The sequence below is a fragment of the Ruminococcus sp. 8Y-12 genome, from assembly GCF_058119865.1.
Genome location: NZ_CM176623.1, coordinates 2,622,981 through 2,642,156, shown reverse-complemented (window position 1 = coordinate 2,642,156; position 19,176 = coordinate 2,622,981). Strand labels below are relative to the sequence as shown.

Sequence of the window (19,176 nt, the reverse complement as noted above, 5' to 3'; positions counted from 1 at the left end):
GTACCGCTTGCAATGCGATATTCTGTTTCCCAGTACAAACTAACACTGAAAACTATACGAACATCAACAAGCGGTTCCCCCTTCACCTTACTTATCTCTTATATTTTGCCGTTTTACTGATTCCCTTTTTCTTTAACAGATTCTGATACTTTTTCAGTAATTTTTTCGGGCTTTTCGGTACTCGGACCTCAATTTTCTTTGCGGTCTTTCCAAAAGCATTTTTCCCGACCGTTTTAAGCTTCGTTGAATAGATTCTCACACTCTTTAGCTTTGTACACCCATAGAACGCATAGGAATCTATTTTTACTATATTCTTTCCTACTTTAATACTGGTCAGCCCTTTATTCTTATAAAATGCTTTTTTCCCGATTGCAGTGATCTTAAAAGTATAGCCTTTTATTTTTACGGTTGACTTAATGTTGATGCTCTTTCGTTTCTTACTCTTTTCTTTTATAACTGAAACCGTACCATTTTTCGCATCTGATTTGGTAACCTGATACCAGAGGCCTCCTACTAAGAATTTCTCACCTTTCTTTGGCAGCGCGGTTATTTTTTGATAGGCTGCTTTGGCTGATGTCAATACACTATAATTCTTAACAAGCTTTTTCTGATCAGCCGTCAGTGCATTATAGGCTTTCTCTGCCGAATCGATTTTAGCCTTGCTGCCTGCGCTCACTGTTCCAATTCCACTGATCAGGCTGCTTACTCTATTAGCCGCTTCCTGATCTGCCGCTCTTTTTTCTGCGTCAGCTTTCAGAGCGTCGTATTTTGCACGGGCATTTTTTAGTACGTCATAATTGGATACCGATGCCTGCTGCTGTGGTGTGAGTTTTTTGTAAGCATTTTCTGCAGCTTCAATTTGGGCTTTTGATGTATTGTTGTAAGCTACCGCTCCAATCTGACTAATCAGACCCTCCACATTTGTCACTTCCGGATCAACAGTACTGCGTACGGTAACTGTAAACGCTGCGGTTTTCTCCACTCCTTGTTCCGTATAGCTGATTGTGATCGTCTGTTCTCCCGGCACGTCTTTATCGTATCCTGTTACCGTGTAGCCTTTGGTAATCACCTTTGTACTGCCGTCTGTATACCTGGCGGTTACTTCCATTCCGGTCAGCTCCAATTCCTCGCCCACTATATAAGCAGTTTTGGCCGGTGGCGTTACCGTTATGGACTCTAAAACTTCCGGCTCCACGGCACTGCGTACAGTAACCGTAAATGTTGCGGTTTTCTCTAATCCTTGTTCCGTATAGCTGATTGTGATCGTCTGTTCTCCCGGCCTATCTTTATCGTATCCTGTTACCTTGAACCCTTCGGTAATCGCTTTGATACTTCCATCCGTATACCTGGCGGTTACTTCCATTCCGGTCAAATCCAATTCCTCACCCACTGTGTAAACGGTATTGGCAGGAGGCGTTACCGTTATGGACTCTAAGACAACCTGTGCAGAAATCTGATATTTGTCCTCTAAATAGGAATTGATCTGCTGAATCTCCGCCAGAGTAAGTGCCCGGTTATAAATCAAAACTTCTGCCACATCACTCTGATTATACCAGTACGCACTATCCCCTCCTGTCGGGAATCTGCCCAGATATCCAATATCATCCTTGACATTTTTAATGGTTGACTGTGCATCCGTGACTCTCATCACTTCCTGATCACCCACATATATTGTTTCTTCGGAACCATTTTTCCAGACTACGGAGGCACTCAGTCTGTTTCCGATGCTCTCGGGATAAGTGTATTTTTTATATCCGCCTTTATCACTTTCCTGGCCGCTGCCGATTCTGGCATTCACTTCATCCTGGGTCGGTGTGATGATAAATTTTCCCCAGCCGCCGCTTTCATCAAAACATAACAGCGGTCTGTTATCTCCAGTTCCTACTACATCGGTTTTAACCTGATTTGCACTCACCAGGACGACGGTAGCCTCGCTTTGGTTATTTAAGCCAGCAAACGGGAACTGCATACCGTCTGACGAACCGTTGAATCGTACTGCCGGTTTGCCATTGTACAGATCTTCAATCACCTTAGGAGATGTAACTGTTTCATTTGGCTGCGCATTTTGTGCTTTTACTGCATTGCGGCCCAGGCCGGAATAGTCATTCCATACACTTACTCCGCCATCCTCATCCAGTGTGATGCCTTCATCCGCTTTCAGCCACAGAGCAAGACCTTCCGATGGTACTGTTGTAACTGGAGGAACCAATGCATTGATCGCATTCGTCAGCTTATTGGTCCACTCTGCTGCTGCCGCTTCCGGATTTTCGATCGCTGTTGTGAAATTTGCTGCAAATTCCATCGCCCCATTATAAACGTGTTTCAAATTGTTCCTGGAAGCTTCACTATACTTTGTCTCTGCATCCGGATCAGCAAATACTTCCTCTGCTGCTTCCATCTGTGCTTCTAAGCTCTTCAGATACTGTTTGCGGCTTGTATAGTTGTAGATCTTCTCAATCTCGTCATCCGACAGGCTTCTGTCATAGATTAATATTTCTGATACTTCAATATTTGCATACGAATCTTTATTACTAGCTTTCGTAACCCCAACCATCATAGATTTTTGGAGATTGTTGGTCTGTTCATATCTGTCAGTATTTGTATAGACTTTTTCTCCATCATCATACATGTATTCCGTTTTGCCGTCTTTCACCATTGCCGCGGTTGTAAAGCGGCTGGTTGCTGCAGGTCTCATATATTTGTTATAGTTGTTTGACTGACCGCTTCCGAATCGGGATACCATAAAACCGGCATAGTTCGACATATATAAAGATCCCCAGCTTCCGGATTCCGGAAAGAATACCGTCGTTTTTTCATCACCATAGGTGCCGGTAGGCGGATCTGTTTCTTTATAAGCACTGAGTGTAATGATTGTAAGATTGCTTTTCTGGTTCAAGTCAATCTCCTGATCCTCTTTTAGCTGCAGATAATCATCGGATCCGTCAAATGAAAGGTATGCCATATCATTCTCTGTGTTCTGAATAATTGGCTGTCTGCCGGCTTCCGTCTGAACTAAACTGTACTGCTTGGTGCTATCCTGCCATTCAGAAACAGCCTTTCCGTCTCCGTTTTCAATGTCTTCTGCATCAAATCGGGCCAACAATCCATCCGTTATAGGCAAACCTCCCATAAATACGGTCAGCACCGCATCTGAGGGCTCACTTATCACGTCATCCATCACAAGATACATTTGGTAATTGCCAACTGCCCTGGGTGCTGCGATCTCCGATGCACCAGATTCCGCTTTGGTCATCTGTTCGCTTTCCGTCAGCTGTGAAACCTTATTGATCTCCATGCCTTCCGGCACAAACCATGCCGTTTCTCCATCCATTCCGGTCGTATCCAGTCTTACGCTGTTCCCGGGCTTTGACTGTATATTCTTTGAAAATACCTGGTCCACAAGATTTTCATACACTTCAAAGCTCACTTCAGCTTTCAAATTATTCAGGTCTTTTGCCTGCAGAATATAACTTCCCGCTTCTGTTATCTTGTAACCATCTGTAACATTTTCGCCCGGGATATCCGGAGCTTCTGCCTTCCGCAACACAAAATCTTTATAATATTTTGTATTCAATTCCAATGCAAACGGCTTCTGTGTGCTTGTTTTCTTACGCTCCCCTTCCGCTGCATTTCGTATGGGTGCGCCCGCTTCTACAATTATCTGCCCGGATGACGGAGCCGAAACCTCTGTGCCATTTACAATATATAACTTATAAATCCCGTTCACGTCAGGTACCACCACTTTGCCATCCTTTACCTGGACAACAGCATCACTCTCAACAAATTCTTCGGTACCTTCCGGTGCCAGCCAGATCTCACCCTTAATGTTTTGTGCTGCCGTTCCCCAGTCCAGTTCCTGCCTTGCAGCATAAATTTTATTTGGCAGCAGTCTGTCCTGCAGACCAAACATTGACTCCGGAATAATGGAATAGTAATCACTTTGAATGCCCACATTTTTCAGGATGTCAAATACTTCCGTCCCCCAAATCCCCTCTAAGCTGGTATGGGCATTGGTTACCACGGTCCCCGGCTCCCATGTTCCTGTGGTCGTATAGCTCTCCGTTGTTGCATAGTTGTTATCCCAGGTGTTATTGCCCTTCCATCCCCAGTTTCCACAGTCCACGCAGGTTAGCTTGGGCAGGATCTCAATGACATTTTTCTCTCCGTATACGTGCTTGGTCCCTTCGTCAACATGAATCCCTCTGATATGATAAGGATCAATTCCCGGTGTGCCAATACTCCAGATATAGTTTTCGCTGATCTTTGTCCCCGGCATGTCACCAAGTGTATAGATCGCTCCGGCATCACCCAGCTTTGTAATGGTATTTTTGAAGGTATTATACATGATTGTATTATTTTTTGTGGTTTCCATCGGTACACCCGGCACCACCGCACCATTGCTTCCGTCCATATTCCACCAGCCCCAGCCCAGGCTGAGTCCTGAATATGGTGTATTCTGCAGATGATTGTATTTCATCTCAAATTCTTCTGCCAGGAACACCATCACGCCGGCATCGCCCCAGAACATCAGGCTTGTATCTGAAATAAAATTATTCGTCAGTTTGATGCGCTTGCAAGCGCCTTCGACACCAACATCATATTTTTCTTTTTCACTGAAGGCTCCATAATTACTGCCTTTATCTCCTATGTATACATGCTGCGGATGTCCCAGCAAGAATGCGGAACCGGCGGTATCATAGATCAGGTTGCCGGAGACGGTGGAGTCCACCACATCATTTACAAAGGATAGTCCGTCATTGCCGGTGTGGCAGATCGTGTTTCCATAAAATGCGATGTGCTGTGCGGAATTGACCATTACAGCACCCGGTCCCACATCATATGCACGGTAAATCGACGGATGCCAGTTGCCGTCGGCAAAATAGATAAGGCCTGCAGCCCCCTGTACGGTTACCCGTCCGTAGGAGCCTTCCAGTTCATAGAGATTCCAGTCCGAATGGGCAAACTCCAGGCCTGAAAAGGTGATGTACCCAATTCTGGATGTCGTACTGCTTCCACTCAGATCTATGAGAGTCTCCAATTTGGGAGCTATCACTTCAAGATCATTCATATCCTCCCCATCTCTGGGACAGTAGTACAATCTCTTTTCCGTTTTATCAAAATAGAAGTGCCCCTTTGCGCCCGGCAGCCATTCAAATACATTATACATCATCTGCCAGCCTCCGGATTTGTAATTGTTATTCCAGCTTGGCTGCTGCGCTACCGCTCCATAGGGCATCTGGTAATTGGCGCTGATGCGTCCGTTCCCGATATCCTGCAGCTTGTCTACACACACGATAGCGGTATTCCAGGTGGTCTGTGTCATTAGTTCGATGTCATCCTGATTGCGGGTATCCAGAGGAATCGCACCGGCATCCAGCTGTGTTCCGGCTGCTCTTGTTCCGGAAATCCAGGCCCAGTCTTTTGAGCTGTCGACGGTATAAGAACCATAGTCACCTCTGCCCTGACTGTCCCTTTGTGTCATATAGGCACGTTCCCCATTTACATAAAGGGAACGCAGCTTGATGTCCCGCTCATAAGGAATGCTGTAGGTCCCGTCACCTTCATCACGCCAGTCTCCCGTCACCTTCTCGCCGCCGCTGATCACAGGTCTTTCCCCATCCACTGCTTCATAATAGATGGTGCAGTTTTCATTGCCTGAATCTGCCTCTGTAAACGCAATCGTGTTGTCTAGATAATAGGTGCCGCCTGCTATTTTTACTACAATATCACCTTTTGTCTTATCCAAAGTGCGGACAGCATTTCGCGCCCGCTCAATGGTCCGAAATGGATTCTGTTCCGTTCCATCCCCATTATCCCTTCCGTCCGTACTTACATACAACGTATGGGCAACCTTTCTCTGCGCACCAGATGTCCCGGTTCCCTGCGCAAAGGTAACAGTCGGAATACCGCTGCAAAGCAAAACCACCGCCAACAATACACTACACAGTCTCTTCATAAAATCCCTTCTCCTTCCCAAAGCCTGGTTCTCTGTTTCACACAAATCCGCTTTCCGGTGTAAGTAAACTCCTGATCCCTCCTATTATCTACCCATAAGACACAGCGTCTGCCCCGGATACTCTGTAAAAAATCATGATCGGATTCATGTATTACAAATTCTTTTGTCTTTTCTTCCCATTTCATCAGAATCTGGTTGTACCTGCCCTGCTCATACCCATATCCCTCCCCATCGTCCTCATACAGAGTAAATTCTGCATCCTTCCCTGAGTAGATGTGAATTTCAAAGGGTGTTTCCACTTCCTGCCGGGCATACATAAGCCCGTTTTCCATGGGCAGGATGGAGCCCGCTTTGACAAACAACGGAATCCGTTGTAACGGGCATGTGACCGCAATTTCCTGCCCGCCCTCATAACAGTCAGATGTATAAAAATCATACCACCTGTCTCCCGCCGGCAGATAACATGCGGTGGTTTTCACTTCATCGTCCATATTTCCTGCCTGATCAAGATACATCGGTTCTGTCACCGGACAAACCAATATGGATGTACCGAACATGAACTGGCTGTCAAGAGCAGCGGCGCGGGAATCCTGCTGATAATCAAATAACAGGCTTCGCATCATCGTCTGGTTCTCAAAATATACTTTTGCCGCCCAGGTATAAATATAGGGAAGCAGACGATACCGCAGCTGTATTGCAGCTACAAGAGCATCATAGCACATATCGCCGGGATTTCCAAACTGCCAGACCTCTCTTGGCGTATCTGTTCCATGGGAACGGAATACCGGCAGGAAAACTCCATATTGGAACCATCTCACATACAGTTCACGATAGCGGCAGTCCGCCACTCCGTCCTCATAGCCCCCCTTCCAGAACCATTTCGGGGTCGGATCATCGCTGCAAAAACATCCCCGATTCTGCCATTTCCTATGCACAGTAAAAAATCCACCGATATCCAATGTCCAGTACGGCATTCCGCTCATACACATGTTGAGTCCCTCGGTAATCTGCTTTTTTAAAGTATCCCATGTGGCGGTAATATCACCTGACCACAGAATCGTTCCATATGCCTGACTTTTCGCATAGCCGGACCGGGTCAGATTCACTACCCTTTTATCCGGCGCCGAACGTCTCTGATTCTCATAGATCCCTCTTGCATGTGCAACCGCATAGAGATTCGCCCTGTCCGGATTCAAAAATTTCTTGTGTTCATTGCCAACCAATAAAAAGCGCTCCCAAGGTTCTCTCATATGAGCACCGTTCCAGTCAGGACCGGAAAACGGTTCGGTGGAGTCACACCACCATGCATCATATCCACCTGAAAATAACTCTTCCTCTATCTGCTCCCAGTAACAGGCCCGGGCTGGTTCTGAAAAAGCATCATAGGTAGTATCATCCTTTAATAAAAATCCCTTTTCAGACATCTGATTGTAGTTTTTCGTACCTGCATTCATGTTCGGCCATATAGATATCATCGTATGTATATTCATCTCATGAAGCTCCCGGTTCATGGCTGCCAAATCCGGATACCTGGATTTATCTACGATTTTGTTGCCCCAGCAATCCGCTTCCCAGGTGTCCCAGTCCTGAACCAGACAGTCAATGGGAATGTTTTTTTCTCTGTACCTCCTTGCCGTCTCCAAAAACTCATCCTGATCATGATAAACTTCTTTTGACTGGATATAGCCAAATGCCCATTTCGGCAGCATCACCGCTTTTCCTGTCAGTTCCCGATAACCGTCGATAATTTTATCCAACCGGTCTCCGGTGATCACGTAATAATCCAACTGCTCACAGCTGTCAATATAAATATAGGACCCTCTTTCGTCATCCCCCCAGGTCATCAAAGAACCGTTATCGATCAGGATTCCGTATCCTCTTGTAGACAGGAAAAACGGGATCGGGATTCTCATATTATGCTGATACAGATACTGCACATGTCCTCTGTAATCATAAATCCCCTCTTCCCCCTGGCCCAGTCCGTGAATCTGCTCTTCATCCTGAAAACGAAAAGCCAGTTTCCCCCGATAAGCCATATGGTCCTCTACGGGTTTTAAATTCTCTATAAAGTTTCGTTCCCCATCAACCGTCTTAACCCGGTGAATGATCGGCCGCTCACCATCGATTTTGTGTTTGATAAAAGGCTGCTGCGTCAACTCTTTCGGTTCTTCTTGTAGCAGCAGCTTGTCAGTCTCTTTTTCTTTCCAAATAAATCTTCCGTCCTCTTTTATAATCTGCAGTACCAGCTTTGAGGAAGATATGGTACACAATTCCTGGGTCTCTTTCACTTCTAATTCCACCAATGCATCTGTATGAATACCAAGCGGGGAATATTTTGCGTCGATCTTACGCTGACTGTAAACACAGCGGAATATATTTTCCCGGATTCCCATCAGTCTATAGGTTCCGTCTTGTGTATTAAATGTTATCGTTTTATTATTCACCATAGTTCTATCCCTTAACAGCTCCGGCAGTCATTCCTGATACAATATACTTTTGTCCCAGCAGGTAAACGATGATTACCGGCAGGCTTGTCAGCAGAATGTCCGCACACACCAGATTCCAGTCTTTATAGTACATACCAAAGAAATTATAAACGGAAAGAGGCATCGGCCATTTCTCCGAACTGCTCAAAAAGTAAAGAGGTGAAACAAATTCATTCCAGGTATTTAAAAAAGTCAGAACTACAACTGTCGCCAGTGCCGGCTTTAGCAGCGGCATAATAATGGTAAAGAACAGCCTCGCCGGACCACATCCGTCTATCACTGCAGCTTCATCCAGGTCCGTGGGAATTCTCGCTACAAATCCATGCAGCAGAAATACAGAAAACGGAAGCTGCATCGCGGTATATAAAAGGATAATACCAAGCTTTGTATTATTCAGGTGCAAAAATACCATCACCTTGGTGAGTGCTACATAATTGATCGGCATCGTAATACCCAGTACCAGGAACATGTAAAGTATCCCGTTCAGTTTGCTGGCATTTCTGGACAACACATAAGCTGCCAGTGACGCGAAGATTACACATAAAAATACGCTTCCTACGGAATACGTCAGGCTGTTTAAAAAGGAAGTCATTAACTTGCCTTTTTCAATTACCGTTGTAAAATTTTCCCAAGCCAATGGAAAGTCCGGCAGTTTTAAATTCATATCGGATGCTGCCAGTTTATCTTTTACGGAATTGAAGATGATCAGAAGCAACGGAATCAAACAAATAGCCGATATGATCCAGGCAATGGCATTTGAAAATATCGCTCTTATTGTCTGTTTTGCTTTCATTATTCCTTCACCTCATTTCTGGTCATAACACGTATCATGAAAAATCCGATAATCACCATAAACACAAACATAACCGATGACAGTGCGGTTCCAATTGCATACTGGCCGGTACCAAACTTTTTAAATACTGCCGTATAAAGCACTTCTGTTGTGGCTTTTCCGGGACCTCCATTTGTCATTGCATAGATCATGTCAAATACCTTAAGCCCATAAATGACGTTAAGGACGGTTGTGGTTGCAAGAGTTGGCAACAGCAGAGGAAATGTAATATACCGGAACTTTTGCCATCCCGTCGCCCCGTCAATACTGGCCGCCTCATAGTATTCTGAAGAAATGGATAGAATCCCGGCAATCAGGATCGTCATGATATACCCACCCCCCCGCCAGATATCCACTCCCATGACCGTTCCAAATGCATACTTAGGACTGGTAAGCCATGGAAGTGCCAGACCATCCAGTCCGATGAAACGGAAAAACGAATTTACAATACCGGATGCCGGGTCCAGAATAGAGGTGAATACCATACCGATAATCAGTGTGGAAAGTACCGATGGCATAAACATAATACCTCTGTGAAGGTTCAGTAGTTTAATGGATTTTGTAAGCAATACCGCTAAGGCAAGCCCAATCACATTTTTTAAAACAGTTGTCACAAAGGTAAACTGCAATGTATTTCCAATGATCTTCGTATAGTTTTCATCTGCGGAAAATATGGCCTTGAAATTATCCAAACCTACAAACTTGATCTCATCGGTGTATGCCGACCAGTTGGTAAAGGAATACCCGATTCCGATGATGCTTGGAACTACAAAGAGCACGGTATAAATAATCAGCGCCCCACCCGCAAACCACAAGGGGTATAATTTTTTCTTATTCATGTCCACTCCTCTTTCTAAAAGCAGCCGACAAAATTCTGCCGGCCGCTGGTATCATTTAATTATTTCCATGCCTCGTCTGAAGCTGCCTGGGCCTGTTCCGCACGTAATTTGTCAATATCTGCGAGAACATCTTTTGGTTCAATGTCACCTACCAGCATTGCAGACAGGTCGGCTCCTATTTCCCCCCACTGCGGATTGACATACTTAACAGCAGTCTGATATACCGTTGATTCTTCCGTGTACGCATCGTAGAATTCCTTAACGGATCCTTCATATGTATCAGGTGCATTTTTATATGGCAGTTTATTGAATTTCGGAACATTTTCGGTCAGGTATTTCAGACTTTCTTCTGATGCCAGATATTCCAGGAATTGTTTTGCCTCTTCCGGATGTTGGGAACCTGAAAAGACAAATCTGGACGGTCCGGCCGGGTTTACATTTTTAACCTGATTATCTGCCAAGGGCATTACGAAGTATCCGATGTCGTCTTTTTTCAGATCTCCGCCAACTGCTTCTACTTCCTCACCGAATCCCTGGTTTACAATTGCCATTGCATATTCACCGGAGGCGATGTTCTTAGCTGCATTTGCATACTCGTTTGACATATAATTCTCACCCCAGTAACCTTTGTCAGCCATCTCTTTAATCTGCTCTAAAATTGTTGTCATTGTTTCGTTTTCTGCAAAAACCGCTTCATTGTTGTTTAGCTTTTCTGCCAAACCAGGCTCTGCCTTTTCCGCTGCAATACATGTTTCGGGGAACCACAGAGTATGATGCCATCCATCTGATACCGCTTCGTAAATTGGTGTCACCCCAGAGTCTTTAATTTTTTGGCAGACATCCATAAAGCTTGCATAGTCCGCGGGTACTTCGAGATTTAAATCTGCAAATATCTTTTTATTGTAACCCACTGCCCATACGGCTGACACATCCTGAATCGGCTGCCCATAGAGCTTACCGTCTACGGTTAATTCTGCTGCTGCCAATTCTTCCACATTTGCCGCCCAGCTCTCACCGCTTAAGTCCATGGCATTCTTTTCGACATTGAATTGTGCTACAATGTCAAACTTGCCGCTCTGCGCTGCAAAGATGTCCGTTGCTTCACCCGTGTTAAGCTTGGTTGTCAGCAGATTCACATACTGATCGGAAGGTACGATTTGATAATCCACCTTAATCCCGGTCTCTTCCGTAAATTTCTCTGCCAGCTCCATCTCCGCTTCCTGAATCCAGTCCTGACTTGCCATGAAGGAGATCGTCACATCTTTTTTCTCCTGGCTCCCTGTACCCTCTTCATCAGCAGATGCTGTTGCAGCAGCCGTATTTTCCTCTTCTTCGGCAGATGCTTTTGCTGTAGTCGTATCCTCCCCTTCTTCGGCAGATGCTTTTGTTGTAGTGTCTGTCCCCTCACTGCTGTTACCACACCCTGCTATTGATGCTGCCATGGCAGCGCACATGAATAGCGCAACTAATTTTTTTCTCATGTTTTCCTCCTTCTTTAATCTCTATTGACTAATTAATTTGATAGCTATATAATACAGGTAAATCTGACAGAATTGAATGGGTAAAACACGCCGCCTTAATGTCTGTTTTTAACCTGTCGGAAAGGACTTTAGTATGGCTAGACAATCCCGCAGGACACTTATGTCCACACTTTTCATCCCATATAGCATCCTATTTATCCTCTCTTTCATCGTATTGATTGTCTTTTTTGTATCTGATCAGAGCCGAAAAATACGATTGAATTCGGTTGCATCCATTGAAAACACACTGAGCAGTACCATCGAACGTCTGGATCAGATGGTTACTTCGCTGGAGACCGTTTCACAAAATGTCATTTACTCCAATCTTATCAAAGATCATTTCTACACCTATGTACATACGGAACCGGAAACATCACCTAAAAATCAGTATAGCAGTCTGCAAAATATCAGTACCCTGTACGACCTGATTACGACCATGATTGGGCCGAACGCACCGGTTGATCAGATTAACCTGTACGGTCTTGATACTGGAACATTTAGTGTGGGACTGAACAATAAGACCAACTACGAAAGTGTGAAATCAAAGCCCTGGTATCAGAAGCTCAATGACAATAACAGTGAAAAGTATATTTTCTTAGATCAGGATGAGGATCTGGCTCCTTTTTTTTCATACAAAGAGGGACGCTACTTTTTGTCACTTGTCCGTAAGTATTACAATAGTCCGGTCAATGCTCCTCAAGGGATAATTGAGGTCAAGAAGTCCATGAATGATTTTATTAACATGATCCATTCAACCAACTATTCCTATGGGGAGAAATTATATGTATTAAGCCAGGAGGGGGATGTGATCTATCCGTTTGAGCATAATGCAGTTGCCCACAAATACTTAAGGGTTATTAAGGATGACCGGACTGCTTCATCATTGTCTGAGGATGTTCCAAATAATTATTCGGATGGCCAGTATATCTTTCATCAGACTTCTTCTTACAGCGGTTTCACTGTAATCGCGGCGGTTGATAAATCCAATTTCATGCGGCCGATTTATGATTACGTCGAAACACATCTTTTCATTTTGCTTTTTGTATGTTTTGCCATCATAGGAGTGAGTTATATTATCTCTAAGCGCATCAGTACACCGCTTGGTGAAATGTATACCAACGTGAGTCAATTTAAGCTGGAGTCCAAAGATCTTGCACCACTTCCGGAGATTCAGACTCCTATTCTGGAGCTGGATGCACTATATCAAGCGCTCATTGCCATGCAGACAGCTGCAAAGCATTCTATGAACAACGAGCTGCAGCTTCAAAAAAGAGAGATGCAGTCCCGTATGTTAGCACTGCAGGCACAGATGAATCCACATTTTTTATATAATTCCCTGTCCACCCTGCAGGCCATGGCAGAGGAGGGTATGAATGATGAGATTCAGATGATGTGTCAGAATATGTCCGATATCCTAAGGTATATTTCATCCGATTCCCAGCAGCTGGTAAGTTTAAAAGAGGAAATCAAACATACCAGAGCATATCTGGATACCATGCAGGTACGCTATGACGGACAGCTATTCTATAACATCTCGCTTCCCGAAGAATTAAATGAGATAAAGCTTCCCAAATTATGCATCCAATTAATCGTGGAGAATGCCATTAAATTTACCACCCAAAAAAGAAGTCCCTGGAACATATCCATTACCGGTAATAAAAAAACCACCCACTGGGAGGTTCAGATAAAGGATAACGGCCCCGGATTTTCCGCTGAGGATTTAAACTATTTAGAGGATAAAATCAGAGAAATCGATCAGACCGAAGTACTGCCCAACCTGGAGATCAATGGGATGGGACTGATGAATATCTATATCCGTTTTAAATTGCTCTATAACGGCAGACATATATTTCGTCTAAGCAATGCCGTTCCAAACGGTGCGATTGTTACAATAGGAGGTACGACTGTATGAAATATCAGGTAATCGTCGTGGACGACGAAAGTTTAATTGCGAAAAATATCGCAAAGAATATCGAACGGGTCAACCCAGCCTTTGAAGTAATAAAGACGTTCTCTTATGGAACCGAGGCTTTAGAGTACATCCGTACCGCTCCGCCTCATCTGGTGTTTACAGACATCCGGATGCCGGAAATGGATGGCATTGTACTTACAAAACATCTGTTCGAAGAATTCCCTTTTATTGAATGTGTGATTGTCAGCGGATACAGCGACTTTAGTTATGCAAAATCTGCACTAAAATACAGGGTTAAGGATTATTTGTTAAAGCCTATTGATAAAGAAGAACTGCGCATCTGTCTGGCTGCCATCGAAACCCGGCTAAATGCCAATCACAACGATTTAGTAAATCTGAACGAACAAGATAAGGATGGGCGGAAGCCGGAAGAGATTGTAGAGCTTACAAAGGAGTATATCCACCAACACTACAAAGATGCTTTGAATCTTACGGAACTGGCAGATAAATTTGGATTCTCTTCTGCTTATCTCAGCAAAATTTTCTTGAAATATGTTGATATTACACCATCAAAATACATAAAGGATTACCGGATCAAGATGGCGAAACAACTCCTTCTGAATCCGGATGTCACAATCGCAGCAGTAAGCCAGGAGACAGGCTTTACAGACCCTTTTCATTTTAGCAAGACGTTTAAAACTGTAACTGGATTTACTCCCACGGAATATCGTGGAATTCATATTGAAAAGCTGTAATATGTTTTCTTTTAAATAATTTATAGGATAGATATCGCTCATGTGAGTAATATCTATCCTATTTCTTTATCACCTATATTATTTGGGCAACATCATGCCATCCGATTTTTTAATGTCTATTTTTTAGCTACCCCATGAAAAGCCTGACTCGATACTTTATCAACTGCTAATTCCAGATCCAACTCTCTATTCGGTTGCCTTATACACACTAATACCGGAAGACTGTATATTTACTAATTCCCTTTTTCCTTAACAAACTCTTATATTTTTTCAGCAATTTCTTTGTTTTTTTTGGTACCTGGACAACAATATTTTTTTCAGTCTTTCCAAAAGCCTTTTTACCGACCGTTTTAAGCTTCGTTGAATAGATTTTGACACTCTTAAGCTTTGTACACCCATAGAACGCATAGGAATCAATTTTTACTATATTCTTTCCTACTTTAATACTGGTCAGGCCTTTATTCTTATAAAATGCTTTTTTCCCGATTGCAGTGATCTTAAAAGTATAGCCTTTTATTTTTACGGTTGACTTAATGTTGATGCTCTTTCGTTCCTTACTCTTTTCTTTTATAACTGAAACCGTACCATTTTTCGCATCTGATTTGGTAACCTGATACCAGAGGCTTCCTACTAAGAATTTCTCACCTTTCTTTGGGAGCGCGGTTATTTTTTGATAGGCTGCTTTGGCTGATGTCAATACACTATAATTCTTAACAAGCTTTTTCTGATCAGCCGTTAGTGCATTGTAGGCTTTCTCTGCCGCATCGATTTTAGACTTGCTGCCTGTACCTACTGTTCCAATTCCACTGATCACGCTGCTTACTCTATTAGCCGCTTCCTGATCTGCCGCTTTTTTTTCTGCGTCAGCTTTCAGAGCGTCGTATTTTGCACGGGCATTTTTTAGTACGTCATAATTGGATACCGATGCCTGCTGCTGTGGTGTGAGTTTCTTGTAAGCATTTTCTGCAGCTTCAATTTTGGCTTCTGATGTATTATTGTAAGCTACCACGCCAATGCGACCAATCAGGTCCTCCACATTTGTCACTTTTAGGTCAACAGCACTGCGTACGGTTACTGTAAATGCTGCAGTTTTTACCACTCCTTTTTCCGTATAACTGATCGTGATCGTCTGTTCTCCCAACCGGTCTTTATCGTATCCGGTAACAGTGTAACCTTCAGCAATCACTTTGGTCCTTCCATTCTTATACCTGGCGGTTACTTTCATTTCGGTCAGTTCCAATTCCTCTCCCACTGTATAAACCGTTTTGGCCGGAAGCTTTACTGATATGGACTCTAAAGACGCCTGTTGTTTAAGTCTTGTATAATCGTAGATTTTCTCAATCTCTTCATCCGACAGGGTTCTGTCATATATCAATATTTCTGATATATCTATATTTGCATAAGAATGCTGATCAATTTGTTTCGTTATTCCAACCATCATAGACTTTTGGAGACTGCCGGTCTGTTCGTATCTGTTTGTATTTGTATAGACCTTTTTTCCATCATCGTACAGATATTCCATTTTACCATCCTTCACCATCGCGGCGGTTGTAAAGCGGCTGGTTGATGCAGGTCTCATATATTTGTTATAGTTGCCTGACTGACCGCTTCCGAATCGCGATACCATAAATCCGGCATAGTTTGACATATATAGTGATCCCCAGTCTCCGTCCTGAGCAAAGAATACCGTTGTCCTTTCATCACCATAGGTTCCGGTAGGAGGATCTGATCCTTTATATGCACTGAGTGTAATAATGGTCAGATTGCTTTTCCGATTCAAATCAATCTCCTGATCCTCTCTTAGCTGCAGATAATCATCGGATCCATCAAATGAAAGGTATGCCATATTATTCTCTGTCTTACGAATAGCTGGTCGTCTTCCGGCTTCTGTTTGAACCAAACTGTACTGTTTAGTGGTATCCTGCCATTCAGAAACAGCTGTTCCGGTTCCACTTTCAATATCTTCTGCATCAAACCGCACCAGTAAACCATCGGTTATCGGCAAGTCTCCTTCAAATACCGTTAACAGTGCATCTGAAGCCTCACTTACCAAGTCATCTTTGACGAGATATAGCCGGTAATTGCCGGCCTCCGCAGGAGCTGTGATCTTTGATGCATCCGATTCTGCCTTGGTCATCTTTTCACTTTCTATCAGCTGTGAAACATTATGGATCGCCATGCCTTCCGGTACAAACCAAGCAGTTTCCCCATCCATTCCGTTCGTATCCAGTCTTACGCTGTTCCCCGGCTTTAATTGAATATTCTTTGGAAATACGTTATCTGCAAGATTTACATACACATGAAAGTTCACCTTGACTTCCGTATTATTTAAATCTTTTGCCTGCAGAATAAAACTACCCGCTTCTGTTATTTTATGACCATCTGAAATTTTTTCACCCGGGACATCCGGAGTTTCAGCATTCCGTAACTCAAAATCTTTATGATATCTTGTCTCCAGCTCTATTGCAAACGGCTTCTGGCTGCTTGTTTTCTTGCGCTCGCCTTCTACCACATTCCGTATCGGACCGCAGGCTTCTACAATTACCTGCCCGGATGACGGGGCTGAAACCTCTTTGCCATTTACAATGTATAAATTATATATGCCACTCACAGCAGGTACCGTGACCTTGCCGTCCTTTACCTGAACAACAACATCGCTCGCAACAAATTCTTCGGTACCTTCCGGTGCCAGCCAGATCTCACCTTCAATGTTTTCTACAGCTGCGCCCCAGTCCAGTTCCTGCCTTGCAGCATAGATTTTATTTGGCAGCAGCCTGTCCTGCAGACCAAACATTGACTCCGGGATGATGGAATAGTAATCACTTTGAATGCCGGCATTTTTCACTATATCAAATACATCCGTTCCCCATATGCCATCTAAGCTGGTATGGGCGTTGGTTACCACAGTTCCCTCCTCCCATGTTTCATTGATACTATAGCTTGATGAGGTTGCATAGTTATTGTCCCAGGTGTTGTAGCCGTTTTTCCCCCAGCTTGAACAATCAATACAGGTGAACCAGGACGAGATTTCAATGACATTTTTCTCTCCATATACGTGCCTGGTTCCTTCATCGGGATGAATTCCTCTGATATGATAAGAAGGGTCAACTCCCGGCGTCCCAATACTCCAGATATAGTTCTCGCTGATCACGGTCCCCGGCATGTTACCAATCGTGTAAATCGCCCCGGTATCGCCGAGCTTTGTAATGGTGTTTTTGAAGGTGTTATACATAATTGTATTATTTTTTGTGGTTTCCGTCGGTACACCCGGCACCACCGATTCGGGGCTTCCGTCCATATTCCACCAGCTCCAGCCGATGCTGACTCCTGAATACGGTGTATTCTGCAGATGATTGTATTTCATCTCAAACTCTTCTGCCATAAACACCATCACGCCGGAATCTCCCCAGAACATCAGGCATGTGTCTGAAATAAAATTATTCGTCAGTTTGATACGCTTACAAGCGCCTTCCACACCGACATCATATTTTTCTTTTTCACTGAGCAGGCCGTAATCACTGCCCTTATCGCCTATGTATACATGCTGGGGATGTCCCAATAGGAAACCAGCGCCGGCGATATCATAAATCAGGTTTCCGGAGGCTATGGAATCTACTACGTCATTTACAAAGGATAGCCCGTCATTGCCGGTGTGGCAGATCGTATTTCCATAAAAAGCAATATGCTGTGCGGAGTTGACCATCACGGCACCCGGTCCCACATCATATGCCCGGTAAATCGACGGATGCCAGTCTCCATCGGCAAAATAGATCATACCTGCAGCACCTTGTACGGTTGCCCTTCCATAGGAGCCTGCCAGTTCATAGAGATTCCAGTCTGAATGGGCAAACTCCAGACCTGAAAATGTGATATAGCCGATTCTGGATGTCGTACTACTTCCGCTCAGATCCACCAGGGTTTCCAGTTTTGGAACGATCACCTCCAGATCCGTCATATCCTCGCCGTCTCTGGGACAGTAATACAATCTCTTAGTGGTTTTATCAAAATAGAAGTGCCCTTTTGAATCCGGCAGCCATTCAAATACATTATACATCGTCTGCCAGCCGCCTGATTTGTAATAGTTATCCCATTTCGGCTGTTGCGCTACCGCTCCATAGGGCATCTGGTAATTGGCGCTGATGCATCCGTTCCCGATATCCTGCAGATTATCTACACATACGATAGCGGTATTCCAGGTCGTCTGTGTCATTAGTTCAATGTCATCCTGATTACGGGTATCCAGAGGAATCGCACCGTTATCCAGCTGGGTCCCTGCTGCTGTTGTCCCCGGAATCCAGGCCCAGTCTTTTGAGGTATCGACCGTATAAGAACCATAGTTACCTCTGCCCTGACTTTCTTTTTGGGTCATATAAGCACGTTCGCCATTTACATAAAGGGAACGCAGCTTGGTGTCACGGTTATATGGAATGCTGTAGGTCCCGTTTCCCTCCTCCCGCCAATCTCCCGTCACTCTCTCGCCGCCGCTGATCACCGGATTTTCGCCATCCGCTGCTTCATAATAGATGGTACAGTTTTCATTTCCTGAATCTGCTTCTGTAAATGCAATCGTGCTGTCTAAATAGTAGGTGCCGCCTGCTATTTTTACTACGATATCACCGTTTGTCTTGTCTAAATCCCGAACCGCATCCCTCGCTTGCTCAATGGTACGAAATGGATTCTGTTCCGTTCCATGGCCGTCATCCCTTCCGTCCGTACTTACATACAACGTATAAGCAGCATTTCTATGCACGCCTTGTGTCTCAGTTCCCTGCGCATAGGCCGCTGCCGGGATCGCACTGCAGATCATAATAACCACCAACAATACACTAATCCGTTTTTTCATGAATTACTTCCCCTTTCTACTGCATTCCGTATC

8 protein-coding genes are annotated in these 19,176 nt (G+C 44.2%); 2 read left to right on the top strand and 6 right to left on the bottom strand.

The genetic code is table 11. The features are described 5' to 3' along the window. Nucleotides 1-91 precede the first annotated feature (91 nt). The 5 genes from AC0THY_RS09795 to AC0THY_RS09775 are packed head-to-tail and all read right to left on the bottom strand — an operon-like array spanning nucleotide 92 to nucleotide 11,594. The gene (locus AC0THY_RS09795) at nucleotides 92-5,956 is read right to left on the bottom strand and encodes a bacterial Ig-like domain-containing protein (RefSeq protein ID WP_489990425.1); all 5,865 of its coding nucleotides are present in this window, start codon (nucleotides 5,954-5,956) and stop codon (nucleotides 92-94) included. Further along, on the bottom strand, nucleotides 5,953-8,403 hold the full coding sequence (locus AC0THY_RS09790) for a glycoside hydrolase family 31 protein (protein ID WP_418623127.1): 2,451 nt from the start codon (nucleotides 8,401-8,403) through the stop codon (nucleotides 5,953-5,955). The genes AC0THY_RS09795 and AC0THY_RS09790 overlap by 4 nt, the downstream gene beginning before the upstream one ends. Before the next feature lie 4 nt (nucleotides 8,404-8,407). Further along, nucleotides 8,408-9,235 (bottom strand): carbohydrate ABC transporter permease, encoded by an 828-nt coding sequence (locus AC0THY_RS09785; protein WP_418623126.1) that lies wholly within the window; start codon nucleotides 9,233-9,235, stop codon nucleotides 8,408-8,410. After that, nucleotides 9,235-10,113, bottom strand: coding sequence for a carbohydrate ABC transporter permease (locus AC0THY_RS09780; protein WP_489990424.1), 879 nt, complete (start codon nucleotides 10,111-10,113; stop codon nucleotides 9,235-9,237). The genes AC0THY_RS09785 and AC0THY_RS09780 overlap by 1 nt, the downstream gene beginning before the upstream one ends. A 59-nt stretch (nucleotides 10,114-10,172) precedes the next feature. Continuing rightward, nucleotides 10,173-11,594 carry an ABC transporter substrate-binding protein gene (locus AC0THY_RS09775; protein ID WP_418623123.1) on the bottom strand — a complete coding sequence of 474 codons (1,422 nt, stop codon included), beginning with the start codon at nucleotides 11,592-11,594 and terminating at the stop codon, nucleotides 10,173-10,175. A gap of 133 nt (nucleotides 11,595-11,727) precedes the next feature. On the opposite strand from AC0THY_RS09775, the gene AC0THY_RS09770 reads away from it, so the two are divergent. After that, nucleotides 11,728-13,545 (top strand): sensor histidine kinase, encoded by a 1,818-nt coding sequence (locus AC0THY_RS09770; RefSeq protein WP_489990423.1) that lies wholly within the window; start codon nucleotides 11,728-11,730, stop codon nucleotides 13,543-13,545. Further along, nucleotides 13,542-14,300: a response regulator transcription factor gene (locus tag AC0THY_RS09765; protein ID WP_418623121.1), complete on the top strand. Its 759-nt coding sequence runs from the start codon at nucleotides 13,542-13,544 to the stop codon at nucleotides 14,298-14,300. The genes AC0THY_RS09770 and AC0THY_RS09765 overlap by 4 nt, the downstream gene beginning before the upstream one ends. A 208-nt stretch (nucleotides 14,301-14,508) precedes the next feature. On the opposite strand, the gene AC0THY_RS09760 is transcribed toward AC0THY_RS09765, so the two are convergent. After that, nucleotides 14,509-19,143: a bacterial Ig-like domain-containing protein gene (locus tag AC0THY_RS09760; RefSeq protein ID WP_489990422.1), complete on the bottom strand. Its 4,635-nt coding sequence runs from the start codon at nucleotides 19,141-19,143 to the stop codon at nucleotides 14,509-14,511. Nucleotides 19,144-19,176: the final 33 nt, after the last annotated feature.

What these genes read in the sequence shown, in the direction of transcription:
- AC0THY_RS09795 (WP_489990425.1), bottom strand. Translation starts at nt 5,956, where the DNA reads ATGAAGAGACTGTGTAGTGTATTGTTGGCGGTGGTTTTGCTTTGCAGC.
- AC0THY_RS09790 (WP_418623127.1), bottom strand. Translation starts at nt 8,403, where the DNA reads ATGGTGAATAATAAAACGATAACATTTAATACACAAGACGGAACCTAT.
- AC0THY_RS09785 (WP_418623126.1), bottom strand. Translation starts at nt 9,235, where the DNA reads ATGAAAGCAAAACAGACAATAAGAGCGATATTTTCAAATGCCATTGCC.
- AC0THY_RS09780 (WP_489990424.1), bottom strand. Translation starts at nt 10,113, where the DNA reads ATGAATAAGAAAAAATTATACCCCTTGTGGTTTGCGGGTGGGGCGCTG.
- AC0THY_RS09775 (WP_418623123.1), bottom strand. Translation starts at nt 11,594, where the DNA reads ATGAGAAAAAAATTAGTTGCGCTATTCATGTGCGCTGCCATGGCAGCA.
- AC0THY_RS09770 (WP_489990423.1), top strand. Translation starts at nt 11,728, where the DNA reads ATGGCTAGACAATCCCGCAGGACACTTATGTCCACACTTTTCATCCCA.
- AC0THY_RS09765 (WP_418623121.1), top strand. Translation starts at nt 13,542, where the DNA reads ATGAAATATCAGGTAATCGTCGTGGACGACGAAAGTTTAATTGCGAAA.
- AC0THY_RS09760 (WP_489990422.1), bottom strand. Translation starts at nt 19,143, where the DNA reads ATGAAAAAACGGATTAGTGTATTGTTGGTGGTTATTATGATCTGCAGT.